The sequence below is a fragment of the Methylobacterium sp. 190mf genome, from assembly GCF_900107945.1.
In the GTDB taxonomy this organism is placed as follows: Bacteria; Pseudomonadota; Alphaproteobacteria; order Rhizobiales; family Beijerinckiaceae; genus Methylobacterium.
In genome coordinates this window covers 65720-78930 of the sequence record NZ_FNVI01000010.1, presented here as the reverse complement: position 1 = coordinate 78930, position 13211 = coordinate 65720, and the positions used below count along the sequence as shown (strand labels likewise).

At 73.1% G+C, this 13211-nt stretch carries 12 protein-coding genes; 3 read left to right on the top strand and 9 right to left on the bottom strand.

From position 1 onward, the window contains the following. Positions 1 to 69 precede the first annotated feature (69 nt). Positions 70 to 2742: a glucosidase gene (locus tag C4T42_RS13750; protein WP_103985229.1), complete on the top strand. Its 2673-nt coding sequence runs from the start codon at positions 70 to 72 to the stop codon at positions 2740 to 2742. A 41-nt stretch (positions 2743 to 2783) separates the two neighbouring features. Here the strand turns inward: C4T42_RS13750 and C4T42_RS13745 are convergent, their stop codons facing one another. Then, entirely contained in the window at positions 2784 to 3191 is a 408-nt protein-coding gene (locus C4T42_RS13745) for a MucR family transcriptional regulator (protein WP_026604910.1), read from the bottom strand. A 303-nt stretch (positions 3192 to 3494) separates the two neighbouring features. On the opposite strand from C4T42_RS13745, the gene C4T42_RS13740 reads away from it, so the two are divergent. Beyond that, positions 3495 to 4592: an NAD(P)/FAD-dependent oxidoreductase gene (locus tag C4T42_RS13740; protein WP_103985228.1), complete on the top strand. Its 1098-nt coding sequence runs from the start codon at positions 3495 to 3497 to the stop codon at positions 4590 to 4592. A 20-nt stretch (positions 4593 to 4612) separates the two neighbouring features. Here the strand turns inward: C4T42_RS13740 and C4T42_RS13735 are convergent, their stop codons facing one another. The 7 genes from C4T42_RS13735 to C4T42_RS13705 form a co-directional block, all read right to left on the bottom strand. Next, positions 4613 to 5329, bottom strand: a complete 717-nt coding sequence (locus C4T42_RS13735; RefSeq protein WP_103985227.1) for an LrgB family protein — start codon at positions 5327 to 5329, stop codon at positions 4613 to 4615. 3 nt (positions 5330 to 5332) lie between these two features. Then, entirely contained in the window at positions 5333 to 5737 is a 405-nt protein-coding gene (locus C4T42_RS13730) for a CidA/LrgA family protein (protein ID WP_020093032.1), read from the bottom strand. Between the two features lie 15 nt (positions 5738 to 5752). Beyond that, the gene (locus C4T42_RS13725; RefSeq protein WP_020093031.1) at positions 5753 to 6214 is read right to left on the bottom strand and encodes a TerB family tellurite resistance protein; all 462 of its coding nucleotides are present in this window, start codon (positions 6212 to 6214) and stop codon (positions 5753 to 5755) included. A gap of 113 nt (positions 6215 to 6327) precedes the next feature. Then, a complete protein-coding gene (locus C4T42_RS13720; RefSeq protein ID WP_020093030.1) occupies positions 6328 to 7119 on the bottom strand; it encodes a DJ-1/PfpI family protein in 792 nt (263 codons plus the stop codon). Positions 7120 to 7135: 16 nt separating this feature from the next. Continuing rightward, a complete protein-coding gene (gene tenA / locus C4T42_RS13715; protein ID WP_020093029.1) occupies positions 7136 to 7819 on the bottom strand; it encodes a thiaminase II in 684 nt (227 codons plus the stop codon). Between the two features lie 3 nt (positions 7820 to 7822). Continuing rightward, entirely contained in the window at positions 7823 to 8497 is a 675-nt protein-coding gene (locus C4T42_RS13710) for a response regulator transcription factor (protein WP_012320334.1), read from the bottom strand. Beyond that, the gene (locus C4T42_RS13705; protein ID WP_103985226.1) at positions 8494 to 9975 is read right to left on the bottom strand and encodes an ATP-binding protein; all 1482 of its coding nucleotides are present in this window, start codon (positions 9973 to 9975) and stop codon (positions 8494 to 8496) included. The genes C4T42_RS13710 and C4T42_RS13705 overlap by 4 nt, the downstream gene beginning before the upstream one ends. A 288-nt stretch (positions 9976 to 10263) precedes the next feature. Here C4T42_RS13705 and C4T42_RS13700 point away from each other — a divergent pair, with 288 nt between their 5' ends. Beyond that, positions 10264 to 11193: a hypothetical protein gene (locus tag C4T42_RS13700; protein WP_020093027.1), complete on the top strand. Its 930-nt coding sequence runs from the start codon at positions 10264 to 10266 to the stop codon at positions 11191 to 11193. 51 nt (positions 11194 to 11244) lie between these two features. Here C4T42_RS13700 and C4T42_RS13695 read toward each other — a convergent pair whose 3' ends face one another. Further along, positions 11245 to 12996 (bottom strand): DEAD/DEAH box helicase, encoded by a 1752-nt coding sequence (locus C4T42_RS13695; protein ID WP_020093026.1) that lies wholly within the window; start codon positions 12994 to 12996, stop codon positions 11245 to 11247. Between the last annotated feature and the right edge of the window lie 215 nt (positions 12997 to 13211).

Genomic DNA, 13211 nt, shown 5'->3' with positions numbered 1-13211 from the left:
GCGTTGACTTTCCCTGCCGGCGTCGCGGCTTTATCCGGTACGGATCCGCGGGGCAGGAGCAGCGCGCGTATGACCAAGCCCGACGGCGTGCCGCCGCACCTCTTCGAGACCGCCGAGGGCCGCCGTCTCGTCGAGGCCCGCTCCGATCCGGCGTGGCGTCGCTGGGGACCCTACCTCAGCGACCGGCAATGGGGCACGGTGCGGGAGGATTACAGCCCGAAGGGCGACGCCTGGGACTACCTGCCCCACGACCACGCCCGGTCCCGCGCCTACCGATGGGGCGAGGACGGGATCGGCGGCTTCGGCGACCGCCACCTGAACTGGTGCCTGTCCCTGGCGCTGTGGAACGGGCGCGACCCGATCCTGAAGGAGCGGCTGTTCGGCCTGACCAACCAGGAAGGCAACCACGGCGAGGACGTCAAGGAACTCTACTACTACCTCGACGGGGTCCCGACCCACGCCTTCATGCGGATGCTGTACAAGTACCCGCAGGCCGCCTTCCCGTACGGGCGTCTGGTCGAGGAGAACGCGCGGCGCGGCCTCGACGACCCGGAATTCGAGCTCCTCGACACGGGCCTGTTCGACGCGGGCCGCTACTTCGACGTCGAGATCGCCTACGCCAAGGCCGCGCCCGACGATATCCTGATGCGGGTCACCGCCACCAATCGCGGCCCGGACGCCGCGGACCTGACGCTGCTGCCGCAGCTCTGGGCCCGCAACACGTGGTCGTGGAAGCAGGGCACGCCGAAGCCGGAACTCATGGCCGGGTCGGAGGGCTCGGTCTGGGCGCGTCACCCCGAGATGCCGCCCTTCCGCTTCTTCGCAGAGGGCACGGGCGACCTGCTGTTCACCGAGAACGAGACCAACACGCACCGGCTGTTCGGCAGCGGCCCCGCCGAGGGCTTCTACAAGGACGGGATCGACCGGTGCGTCGTGGGCGGCGACCGGGCCGCCGTCAACGCCCTGTCCGGCACCAAGTGCGCCGCCCGCTACGACCTGCATCTCGGCCCCGGCGAGACGCGGACCGTGCGTTTGCGCCTGCGCGCCGAGACCGCGCCGGGCGCGCCCTTCACGGATTTCGACGCCGTCTTCGCCGCCCGCGAGGGAGAGGCCGACGACTTCTACGGGGCGCTCCAGGCGCCGATCGCCGATCCCGAGATGCGGCTCGTGCAGCGGCAGGCGCTCGCCGGCATGCTCTGGTCGAAGCAGCTCTACCATTACGACGTGCGCGAGTGGCTCGCCGGCGACCCGGCGCAGCCCGCGCCTGCGCCGGAGCGGCGGCACGGCCGCAACAGCGACTGGTCGCACCTGCGCGCCAACGACATCATCTCGATGCCGGATGCCTGGGAGTATCCCTGGTTCGCGTCCTGGGACCTCGCCCTGCAGGCGATCGTGTTCGGGCTCATCGACCCGGACTTCGCCAAGAACCAGCTCCTGCTGCTGGTCGACGAGGCCTACACCCACCCGAACGCCGCGCTGCCGGCCTACGAGTGGGGCTTCGGGGACGCCAACCCGCCGGTCCACGCGCTGGCCGCCTGGCGGGTGTTCGAGCTGGACCGGGCGCTCACCGGCCAGCCGGACCACGCCTTCCTCAAGCGGATCTTCAACAAGCTCACCCTTAACTTCACGTGGTGGGTGAACCGGAAGGATTCCGACGACCGCAACCTGTTCCAGGGCGGCTTCCTCGGCCTCGACAATATCGGGATCTTCGACCGGTCGAAGCCGGTAGGCGACGGCGCCACGCTGACCCAGTCCGACGCGACGGCCTGGATGGCGACCTACGCGCTGAACCTGATGCGGATCGCCATCGAGCTGGCGCTCGACGACCCGACCTTCGAGGACATGGCGGAGAAGTTCTTCGAGCACTTCCTCCTCATCGCCGGAGCCACGGGAGCGGGCGTGTGGGACGAGCCGGACGGCTTCTTCTACGACGTCATCGAGACGCGCGACGGGCAGCGCCTCCCGATCCGCGCCCGGACCATGGTCGGCCTGATCCCGATCTTCGCGGTGGCGGTGATCAACGAGTGCGACCTCGCGCGGCTGCCGTCCCTGCGCAGCCGAATGGTGTTCTTCCTCAAGAACCGCCCGGACCTCGCGACCCTGGTCTCGCGCTGGAACGAGCCCGGCGAGGGCCAGACGGCGCTGCTGTCGCTGCTGCGCGGGCACCGGCTGAAGGCGCTGCTCCACCGCGCCCTCGACCCGAACGAGTTCCTCTCGGATTACGGGCTGCGCGCCGTGTCCCGCGTCTACGCGGACGAGCCGTTCTGCTTCGCCTGGGACGGGCGGGACCTGGGGCTCGCCTACGAGCCGGCCGAGTCGCGCTCGCGGCTGTTCGGCGGCAACTCGAACTGGCGGGGACCGGTGTGGATGCCGGTCAACTACTTGCTCATCGCCGGGCTGAACCGCTTCCACGACTATTACGGCCCGGATTTCAGAGTCGAAGCGCCGACCGGGTCGGGCCGGACCTACGCGCTCCGGGAGATCGCCGCCCACCTGTCACGGCGGCTGATCAGCCTCTCGACCCGCCGCCCGGACGGGCGCAGGCCGGTCTACGGCGACAGCCGGATCGAGCAGGAGGATCCGCATTTCCGCGACCACGTCCTGTTCTACGAGTACTACCACGGGGACAGCGGCCGCGGGGTCGGCGCGTCGCACCAGACCGGATGGTCCGGGCTCGTGGCCCTGCTGATCCAGGAAGTGGCGACCGCCGCCGCCGAGGCGCAGAACCCGGGCTGGCCGTGAGAACCGGTCGCCGGGCTCGCGCGCCGGCGACCGACGCCCATTTACTCCGCGGCCTGCTGCATCCGCAGGCGCTGGCCTTCGCCGATCTGGCGGGAGATCGTCGAGCGGCGGGCGCTGTAGACCGCCGAGACCAGCGGGTAATCGACGGGCAGGCCCCACTTGGCCTTGTAGGCCTCGGGCGTGAGGCCGCGCATCGTCAGGTGACGCCGCAGGGCCTTGTAGGGCTTGCCGTCCTCGAAGCTGATGAGCGTGTCCGGCCGGATCGAGGCCCGGATCTGCGCCTCGGTCGGCCGCCGGACCTGCGGCTCCGCGGGCTGGTCCAGGGCGGTGATCGAGCGGTGTACCTCGGAGAGCAGGTCCGGCAGCGTTCCCGCCGGGACACTGTTGCGCGTGACGTAGGCGCTCAGGATCTTTGCGGCGAGTTCGACGCTCGGCGATGTCATCTGCATGGTCGTCACCTCGATTCTACGTGTTTCGGATGTGGCTCTCGTCGGTTTCCGTCGGGCTCTTCGCCGCCGACGGCCGGTGCATGTCCCTGAGACGTTCTCGGCCTCGGCCGGAGGCGGCGGATGGCCTCATTATGGGCCAGTCCGCCGCCGCTACAACCGAGCCGCGCATTTATCGCGCCGATATTTCTACTTAGGATTGAGATTTAGGGTCAACGACGAATCAACGGGCGCGTCGTTGTTCCGGCTCAAGTGCGGTATTGAGGACTCACCTGCCCAACCGGGCGCGTTGGAGAACGCGAAGACATGGAGGCCCTGGTCGTCGGAGCCGGCGTCGTCGGACTCGCCATCGGGCGGGCACTCGCGCTGCGCGGGCATGCCGTCATCGTGGCGGAAGCCGAGGACGCCTTCGGAACGGGGGTCTCGTCCCGCAGCTCGGAAGTGATCCACGCCGGCATGTACTACCCGGGCGGATCCGAGCGCGCGCACCACTGCGTCGAGGGCGCCCGCCAATTATACAACTTTTGCGCGAGTCATGGCGTCCCGCATCGCGCGTGCGGCAAGCTGATCGTCGCGTCCGACGACGCGGAGGCCGAGAAGATCGCGGCGATCCGACGCCAGGGCGAGGCCAACGGCGTCCCGGGCCTCGAACTCCTCGACGGACGCGCCGCCCGGCAGCTGGAGCCGAATCTCGCCTGCACGGTGGCGCTGCACTCGCCACGCACCGGCGTCGTCGACAGCCACGCGCTGATGCTCGCCCTGCTCGGGGCGATCGAGGATCACGGCGGCGCGCTCGCCCTGCGCACCCCGGTCGAGGGCTTGGCACGGCGGGACGGGCTGTGGCGGGCCGCGTTCGGCGGCGCCGAGCCCGGCACGATGGCCTTCGACGCGGTGGTCAACGCCGCGAGCTTCGGTGCCCCGGCCCTGGCCGCCGGCACGGAGGGCTACCCGGCCGAGCGCGTCCCGACGCTGCGCCTCGCCCGCGGCAACTACTTCGGCTGCACCGGCAAGCCGGCCTTCTCGCGGCTGATCTACCCGGCGCCGCGGATCGACGGCGGCCTCGGAATCCATCTCACCCTCGACCTCGCCGGCCGCACCCGCTTCGGGCCCGACGTGGAGTGGGTCGACGGGTTCGACTACCGGGTCGATCCCGCGCGCGCCGAGGCCTTCTACGGCGCGATCCGGCGCTACTGGCCCGGCCTGCCCGACGGGGCGCTGTACCCGGACTACGCGGGCCTGCGGCCGAAGCTGACCGGGCCCGGCGAGGCGGCGGCCGACTTCCGGATCGACGGGCCGGCCGAGCACGGCCTGCCGGGGATCGTCCACCTGTTCGGGATCGAGAGCCCCGGCCTGACCTCCAGCCTGTCGCTCGCCGAGGCCGTGGCCGACCGGCTGGACGCCTGAGGCCTCAGAACAGCAGGTGCTCAGAACAGCAGGTGCAGCGCCAGGGGCGCGAGGATCGCCGTCAGGAAGGCGTTGAGCCCCATGGCGATGCCCGCGAAGGTGCCGGCGACCTCGCTGACCTGGAAGGCGCGGGCCGTCCCGATGCCGTGGGCCGCGAGCTCGGCCGCGAAGCCGCGGGCGCGCATGTCGCGGATCCGCAGGAGGTTCATCATCGGCGTCACGAGGATCGCCCCGATGATGCCGGTGAGGATCACCAGGATCGCCGTGAGCGTCGGGTCGCCGCCGAGCGCCTCCGCGATGCCCATCGCGACGCCCGAGGTCACGGATTTCGGGGCCAGCGAGACGAGGATCGGCTGCGGGATGTCGAGGAGGCGCGCGAGGCCGATCACCACGGCGAGGGTGGTGGCCGAGCCGGCGGCGAGGGCCGCCAGCATCGGCGCGAGGGCGCGCAGGACGGTCGCCCGCCGCTCGTAGAGCGGCATCGCCAGCACCACGGTGGCGGGCCCGAGCAGGAAGTGGACGAACTGCGCGCCCTCGAAATAGGCCCCGTAGGGCGTGCCAGTGACGGCCAGGACCGCCCCCACCAGGACGACGGTGATGAGGACGGGGTTGGCGATCGGGTGCCGGCCGGTCACGGCGGCGATCCGGTCCGCCAGGACGTAGGCGGTCAGCGTCACCGTCAGCCACAGGAGCGGCGTCTTGGCGAGGTAGACCCAGAGCGAGAAGTCGCCGGCCACCCGTCAGGGCTCCCCGTCGGTCCCGCGCCGCTCGACCAGCGCGGCGACGGCGCGGAACACCAGGACGGTGACCAGCAGCGACAGGGCGGTCGAGACGACCAGCACGAGGGCCAGTTTGGCGCCTTGCGCCCGCAGCAGGTCGAGGCGGCCGACGACGCCGACGCCCGCGGGGACGAACAGGAGCGACAGGTTCATCAGCAGCCCGCGCGCGGTCGTCTCGAGCGTCCCGTCGGTCAGCGGCTTCGGCAGCACGCGCGGTAGGCCGAGGCGGGCATTGTCGCGCAGCAGCAGGAACGCGAACATCAGGCCCATGCCGATCACCGGCCCCGGGATCGGGACGCCCGCGCCGCGCGCGAGGGCTTCGCCCAGCAGCTGCGCGAGCAGGATCAGGGCCAGGCTGGCGATCATCGCGGGCGGCCGGGACTACGCGGCCGCGACGCCCTGCTGTCCGCTGCGGCGGGCCGCCGCGATGGCGGCCTCGTCGAAGCCGAGCAGGCGGCCGAGGCGCTCGACCAGCGCCTCCTCGAACTCGTCGACGTTGCCGTCCGCCGCCGCCACCGACCACGCCATGGTCAGCAGCTCTTCGCGCTCGGACCGGTCGGCCTCGTGCGGGATCATCTCCACGAGGCTCGCCACGTCGCGCACCTCCGAATCCATGGCGGCGGCGCGCTCGATCAGCGCCCGCGCCGCATCCGGACCGTCGGCGTAGTGGCCCTGCACGAGGCGCGAGAGGCGCTCGCTCTCGGCCGGCGCCAGGATGCCGTCGACGCGGGCGACGTGGACGAGGAGCGCGGTGGCCGCGAGATGCGTCTCGTCCACGGTCTCTTGCGTGCCGACGCCGAGAGCCTCGGCCGCGTAGGCGCGCAGGCGTGCGATCAGGGACATGGCGGCTCCGGGGGATCGTGCACCGCAACAGTTCGGGCCCCGGCGGCGCGCCGTCAAGCACGCCGCCGCACGTCGCGCCGGACCGTGTCCCGGTTGCATCGCCGGCGCGGCGCTCACCGGCGCGCTGCGGCCTCCGCCCCCGTCACCAGCGGCGCGAGGATCGCCTCGGCCGCCCGGACGGTCGCCGGCCCGGCCTCGGCGGGCGTGCCGGCGCGGAAGGGCGGCGCCGGGGCGTACTCGGCGACGAGCTGCGCGGTGCGGGCGTAGGTATCCCCGCGCAGGCGCGCGGCGAGCGCCAGCCCGAGATCGAGCCCCGCCGAGACCCCGGCCGCGGTGACGCGGTCGCGGTCGAAGACGACGCGCTCGGCCACCGGACGGGCGCCCAGGAGCGGCAGCACCGCGTCGCGCACGCTCCAGTGGGACGTCGCGCGGTAGCCGCGCAGCAGGCCCGCCGCCCCGAGGATCAGCGACCCGGTGCAGACGCTGGCGATCCAGCCGGCCCGCGCGGCGCGGTCGCGCAGGAAGGCGAGGAGCGCAGCGTCGCCCATCTGTGCGGGGGTGCCGTCGCCTCCGGGGACGAACAGGACGTCGAGGTCCGCCGGGCAGGTCGCGAAGCCGTGGGTCGCCACCAGGACGAGGCCGGTGTCGCTCGTCACCGGCCCGGGCTCCGCGCCGACGAGGTGGAGGCTGCCGGGGGCGAGGCCGGCGAGGAAGGTCTGCGGCCCCACGAGATCGAGCGCGGTGAGGCCCGGATAGACCAGCATGGCGATCCGGACGGGCCGATCCGGCGGGATCGGCGCCGGATCGCCGGCGCCGGCGGCCAGGGCCGGACGGAGCGGCGCGGCGAGGGCTGCAGCGAGCGCGGCGGCGACGAGATCGCGGCGGCTGGCGTCCGGCGCGGTCACGGGCGCGCCGGGCGGGTCACAGGGCCCAGGCCGCGTCGCGGTAGGCGCTGTCCCAGAACTGCCACTCGAGCCGGGTGGCCTGCGTGAACGCCCGGTGCATCCGCGCGCGCTCGGCCTCCGACGCGTCCCGCGCCGCGCAGTCGGTGGCGGCGATCATGGCCGCGACCGCTGCGGCGAAATCGTCGCCCGCGTAGGTGTCGATCCAGGCGCGATACGGGTTGTCGGGCTGCGCGCGGGCGAAGATGTCGTCGCCGACCGCCTTGTAGATCCAGAAGCAGGGCAGCAGGGCCGCGCAGAGGACCGCGTAGGGCTCGGCGTAGGCGGTGGCCGTGAGGTAGCTGACGTAGTGGTCGCAGGCCGGAGTCAGGGGCGTGGCCGCGAAGGTGTCCGGCCCGATGCCGTAGTCGCGGAAGAAGCCGCCGTGGAGGGCGCGCTCGACCACGATCGCCTCCTGCGCGGCGCGGGAGAACTGCACGATCGTGTCCGGATCCGGCGCCTTCGCGGCGGCGAGGCTCAGCGCCCGGCCGAAGCCGATCAGGTAGTGCGCGTCCTGCACGATGTAGTGCCGGAACCGGTCCTGCGGCAGCGTGCCGGCGGCGAGCTCGGCGTTGAACGGCATCGACCGGATGGTCTCGTAGGCGGCGGCGTTGCGCGCCCAGGCCTCCCAGGAGAAGGCGTCGTCAGGTCCGGGGGATGCCACGGCTTAGCCCTGCCGCTGCGCGTGGGTGACGGCGACGTGGATCAGCTCGGCGAGGGTGCGCACGCCGAGCTTCTGGCGCATCTGCGAGCAGGCGTTCGTCACGGTCTTGTAGCTCACCGACAGGTCGGCCGCGATGGCTCCGTAGGAGCGGCCCTGCGCGAGGCGCGCCAGGATCTGCTGCTCGCGGGGGGTCAGCTGCGATTCCGGCGCGCGGCGGGCGTCGGCGCGCAGCATCGCCACCTCGGTGGCGAGGCGCCGGTCGAGGTAGACCTCGCCGACGCGGACCTTGGCGAAGGCCTCGAACAGCTCGGCCGAGGCGTGGTCCTTGAGGACGTAGCCCAGGGCCCCCGCCTCGAGGGCGCGGGCGACGATCACCGGGTCGTTGTGCATGCTGAAGACCAGGATGCGCGTCTCGGGCGCGACCGCCCGGATCCGCCGGATCAGGCCGAGCCCGGCCATGCCGCTGCCCTGGAAGGTCAGGTCGCAGATCACGACCGGCGGGCGGAGCCGGTGGAAGATCCGGTAGCCGCCGACGACTGTCGTCGCCTCCGCGATGGTCTCGACGCCGGAATCCTCCAGCACGCGTCGACAGCCCTGCAGGACGATGGGGTGATCATCGATGACGAGAACCGGCAGGCGCGTGGCGGCGGCGTCGATCTGGGATGCGATGGCGTTCATGCGCTCGGCGCGGTGTTGTTCTCGTCGCCCCGGTCGGGCGGAACGGGGATCGTGATCCGGACGATCGCCCCGGGGCCGGCATTGTCAAGGGCGAAGGTGCCGTCGAGGGCCTCCACGCGCTCGCGCATCCCCGACAGACCGAGCCCGGTACCGTGTTCCGGCGGGATTCCGGTGCCGTTGTCGCGGATGGTGAGGTCGATCCGGCCGCCGGTCTCGGCTGCCTCGGCCTCCACCCGGGTCGCGGCGCCGTGCCGCACGGCGTTGGTGGCGCTCTCCTGAACGCAGCGGAACACCGTGAGGTCGACGAGGTCGCCGTAGCCCCGGGCCAGCCCCTCGAAGCGGCCCGCGAAGGTGATGCCGGGATGGCGCTGCTCGAAGCCGCGCAGGAGTAGGTCGAGGCAGGTCGCCAGGGGCGCCTGCCCGAGGCCGTGCGGCCGCAGGCGGTTCAGGAGTTCCCGGTTGACGGTCTGGACCTGCCCGACGATCGCGCTGATCTCGGCCGCCCGGGCGGCGAGCTTCTCGCGGCTCGGCTCGGCCGTGCCGGAGGCGATGCGGCCGATCGAGGCGGCGTTGGCCTCAAGGGCGAACAGGCACGGACCAAACTCGTCGTGCAGCTCCAGGGCCGTCCGGCGGCGCTCGTCGTCCTGCGCGGTCAGGAGCTGGCGGTTGAGGCGGCCGTTGGCGGCCCGGACCTCGCCCAGGGCCTCGGCGACCTTGTTGAACCGCTCGGCGATCACGGCCAGCTCCCGGGCGCCGGGCGGCTCCAGGCGGGCGGTGTAGTCGTGGTGCTCCAGCTGGGTCAGGCCGGCGCCGAGCCGCCGCAGCGGCGCGAGGATCCGGCCCAGCGCGATGTAGAGCGCGATCAGCATCGCGGCGTTGATCGCCAGGGTGGTCAGCGAGAGCGCCCGGGCGTAGCCCCAGATCTCGTCGATCTCGTCCATCGGCTGCGTGGTGATCTGCGCCGTGCCGAGCCGCCGCCCGTTGACGACGATCGGAAGGGCGTGGCGCTCGATCGGCGGCATGATCAGGTCGGCGAACCAGCGCGGCGCCTCCCGGTCGGCGCGCGGCGGCGGCAGCGGCCGGCCGACCTCGTCGCCGTCCGCGTCGAGCACAGCGACCCGGACGTGCCGGAGGACCTTGAAGCGCAGGTCGAGGGTCTGGAGCAGCGTGTCGGGCGCGGCCGTGTCGGACAGGCGGATCGTGTCGGCCACTAGCGACTCGACGGTCGCGAGCGACGCGCGGGTCTCGACGCGCACGGCCGACCGGGCGTTCAGGACGATGACCGCGCAGGAGATCACGGCCGCGAAGGCGTCGATCAGCAGGACCACCGCGACGAGCCGCGCGCGGGTGGACCACGCCGACCAGGGCCAGCGGCGGAGCCGGGGAGCGTCCGGCGCTTCGGCCGTCTCGGTACGCGGGGACAGGTTCGGGCGGGTATCCACGCGCTGACGCATAGCGACCGCGCCGGCGAAGTCCATGGCGCCCGCCGCGGGCGGCCGGCGGAGTGGCGACCCGGACGTGCTCAGGCCGCCCCGCCCCCAGTGCCGCGGACGGGGCGAACACCGATTCTTAAGCGGCGTGGCGTAATCTTGTGGATAGCCGCGCCAGGACTGGCTGGGCAGGCAATTCGGACCGACATCATTGCGCCGTATTGCAGCTCCTCTATCGCCACCAGAGTCGAACCAGCTTCGAATCCTCGGAGTGTGGCGGCCGGTGAAGGGGAGCCCGGTCGCGCGCGGCGTGTATCGTGTCAGAGACCCCGGCCTATGATCGATCTCAACCTCGACCCGTCCGAGACCCGGCCTGACCGGACGCCGTCGGCCAAGCCCGGGCCGTCGCTGAACCTCAAGGTCGTGCTGTTCAGCGTGGCCGGCGCGAGCGCGCTGGTCGGCTTCGGCGTCGCCGCCTCGACGGTGATGGCCGGCCTGGCGGCGCCGACCCCCGTGAAGATCATCGCGTCCCGGCAGGCCGCGGACTGGCCGGAGCTGAAGGACGGGCTGCCCGCCATCAAGGGCTCCGTCCAGGCGGCGGCCGCCCCGGCGCAGCCCGCCAAGCCGGAGACACCGGCGCTCAGGATGGTGTCGCTGCCGGAGGCGTTCGCGGCGATCACGCCCGCGCCGACGCCGCCCGCGCCCGACGCCCCGCGGCCGGCGGCCCCGCGGCCCGCGAAGGTCGCCGCCGCCCCCGTCGCGCCGACGCAGCGCATCCCGGTTCCGACGCCCGTCACGCCGGTCGCGGCCGCGCGGGAAGTCGCGCCGCTGGCGCCGGGCCGCACGGCCGCGCTTCAGACGCCCCGCGCCTCCGAGACGGTCCGGGCCCGCGAGCTCGTCGAGCCGGCCGCGCCGAAGCCGGTGGCGGAGAGCACCGAGCGCGCGGAGAAGGCCGAGCGTCCCGAGAAGAAGGAGCGGGCCGAGAAGACGGAGCGCTCCGGGAAATCGGAGAGGACGGAGCGCGCCGAGAAGATCGAGCGCCCCGAGAAGCCCGTGCCCAAGGCGGCGACCCGCCAAACGCCCGCGCCGACGCGGACCGCCGATAAGGCGAAGGGCGCCGCCACCGCGACCGTTGCCCAGGCGGAGCCCGCCGAGGCTGAGGATACCGAGGTGCTCGGCATCAAGCTCCCGTCCCTGGCGCCGGCCGGGCGGAAGCTGAAGGAGAGCGTCGACGCCCTCGGTGACGCCGTCAAGAACGTCTTCTGATCCGCCGCGGCGGCCCCGCTCACGGGGCCGGACGTCTGCCGGGGCCGGCGCTCAGGCCCGGCCCGTCTGGCGCCCGGCCTTGTCGCCCTTCGGCCCGGTGCGCTCGGCCTTGCGCTGGTGCTTGCCGGCCCGCGGGCTCGCGAATCCCTTCGGCCCGGCGGGCGGGCCCCGGCGCTCGGCCGGCGCCCCATCGCCCGCGAGCGCTTCGACCTGGATCTCCGGCGAGCCGTTGCGGGCGAAGGATTCGGCGAAGCGCGCCGCCGCGTTGCCACGCACCTCGAACTTGGTCTCGCGGTCGAAGATCCGGATGGCGCCGATCTCCTGGCGCCCGATCCCGCCCCGACGGGTCAGCATCGGCAGCAGCCGGCGCGGGTCGGCGTTGTCGCGGCGGCCGAGGTTCAGCCGGAACCAGACCGCCGGGCCCATGGCGGCGATCCGCTCCGGGTCCATCGGGTCGTAGGGCGGACGCTCGCCGCGGGGCGCGCGGCCCTCGCCCGGATCGCTGACCTCCTCGGGGGCCGGCAGGCGGGTGCGGTACACGCGGGCCAGGAGCGCGGCGAGCTCCTCGGGGCTCTTGCCGGCGAGCAGCGTCTCGGCCAGCGCGACGTCCTCCTCGGCCGGCGGCTCGGCGAAGAGCGGGTCGGAGAGCATGCGCTCGCCGTCGAGCCGGCGGATCTCGTCGGCCGAGGGCGGTCCCGACCATTCGGGGCTCACCTTGGCGATGGCGAACATCTGCTCGGCCCGGCGCCGCCGGGAATTGGGGATCAGCAGCACCGAGGTGCCCTTGCGGCCGGCGCGGCCGGTGCGGCCGCTGCGGTGCTGGAGCACCTCGGCGTCGTGCGGGAGATCCGCGTGGATGACGAGGCTGAGCGACGGCAGGTCGATGCCGCGGGCGGCCACGTCGGTGGCGACGCAGACGCGGGCGCGGCCATCGCGCAGGGCCTGGAGCGCGGCGTTGCGCTCGCCCTGCCCCAGCTCGCCCGAGAGCGCCACCACCGAGAAGCCCCGCTCGGTCAGGCTGGCCTGGAGGTGCCGGACGGCGTTGCGGGTGTTGCAGAAGACGATCGCGGTCTTGGCGTCCGCCTCGCGCAGAAGGTTGAGCACCACGTGCTCGGTCTCCCGCGGCATGATCCGCACCGCGCGGTAGGCGATGTCGGCGTGGCCCTTGGTCTCGCCCTTGATCGCGAGCCGGAGGGCCCCGCGCTGGTAGCGCTCGGCCAGCGTCTCGATCGCCTTCGGCAGGGTCGCGGAGAACAGGTAGGTGGCCCGCTCCGCGGGCGTCGCCGAGAGGATGAACTCGATGTCCTCGCGGAAGCCGAGATCGAGCATCTCGTCCGCCTCGTCGAGGACCACGGCGCGCAGCGCCGTCGGGTCGAGGTTGCGGCGCTCGAGGTGGTCGCGCAGGCGGCCCGGCGTCCCGACCACGATGTGGGTGCCGTCCGCGAGCATCCGGCTCTCCCGGCGCGGATCCATGCCGCCGACGCAGGCCGCAACCCGGCCACCGGCCGGGCCGTAAAGCCAGGACAGCTCCCGCTGGACCTGCAGGGCAAGTTCCCGGGTCGGGGCGATCACGAGGGCGAGGGGCGCCGCCGGGGGCGGCAGATGCTCGGCCTCCCCGATCAGCATGCTGGCCATGGCGAGGCCGTAGGCCACGGTCTTGCCGGACCCGGTCTGGGCCGAGACGAGGAGGTCGCGGGAGCCGGCGGCGGCTTCCAGCACGGCGGCCTGGACCGGCGTCGGGTCGGCGTAGCCGCGGTCGCTCAGGGCCCGCGCGAGGGGGGCGGGCAGGGTCGGGAAAGGCAAGCTTCGGGAACTCTCAACGGCCGTGCCGCGCCCGGCAGCGCGCCATCGCGCGGCGGGGGAATCAGGCGCCGGACTTTATTCGGGTGCCGGGAAGGTAACGCCAACCGGGCCGACTGACCACTCCCGTCGCAGCATGGGGCGGTTGCGCGCGCTCGATCCGGGATCCGGCCCGCCTCATCGGCGCGCGAATGGACCCGCGGCCGATCGGCCGTCGA

Excerpts from the sequence above, each read along its gene's own strand:
- C4T42_RS13725 (WP_020093031.1), bottom strand. The coding sequence starts at position 6,214 with ATGTCCCTGATCGCACGCCTGCGCGCCTACGCGGCCGAGGCTCTCGGC.
- C4T42_RS13710 (WP_012320334.1), bottom strand. The coding sequence starts at position 8,497 with ATGAACGCCATCGCATCCCAGATCGACGCCGCCGCCACGCGCCTGCCG.
- C4T42_RS13730 (WP_020093032.1), bottom strand. The coding sequence starts at position 5,737 with ATGATCGCCAGCCTGGCCCTGATCCTGCTCGCGCAGCTGCTGGGCGAA.
- C4T42_RS13740 (WP_103985228.1), top strand. The coding sequence starts at position 3,495 with ATGGAGGCCCTGGTCGTCGGAGCCGGCGTCGTCGGACTCGCCATCGGG.
- C4T42_RS13745 (WP_026604910.1), bottom strand. The coding sequence starts at position 3,191 with ATGCAGATGACATCGCCGAGCGTCGAACTCGCCGCAAAGATCCTGAGC.
- C4T42_RS13700 (WP_020093027.1), top strand. The coding sequence starts at position 10,264 with ATGATCGATCTCAACCTCGACCCGTCCGAGACCCGGCCTGACCGGACG.
- C4T42_RS13705 (WP_103985226.1), bottom strand. The coding sequence starts at position 9,975 with ATGGACTTCGCCGGCGCGGTCGCTATGCGTCAGCGCGTGGATACCCGC.
- C4T42_RS13750 (WP_103985229.1), top strand. The coding sequence starts at position 70 with ATGACCAAGCCCGACGGCGTGCCGCCGCACCTCTTCGAGACCGCCGAG.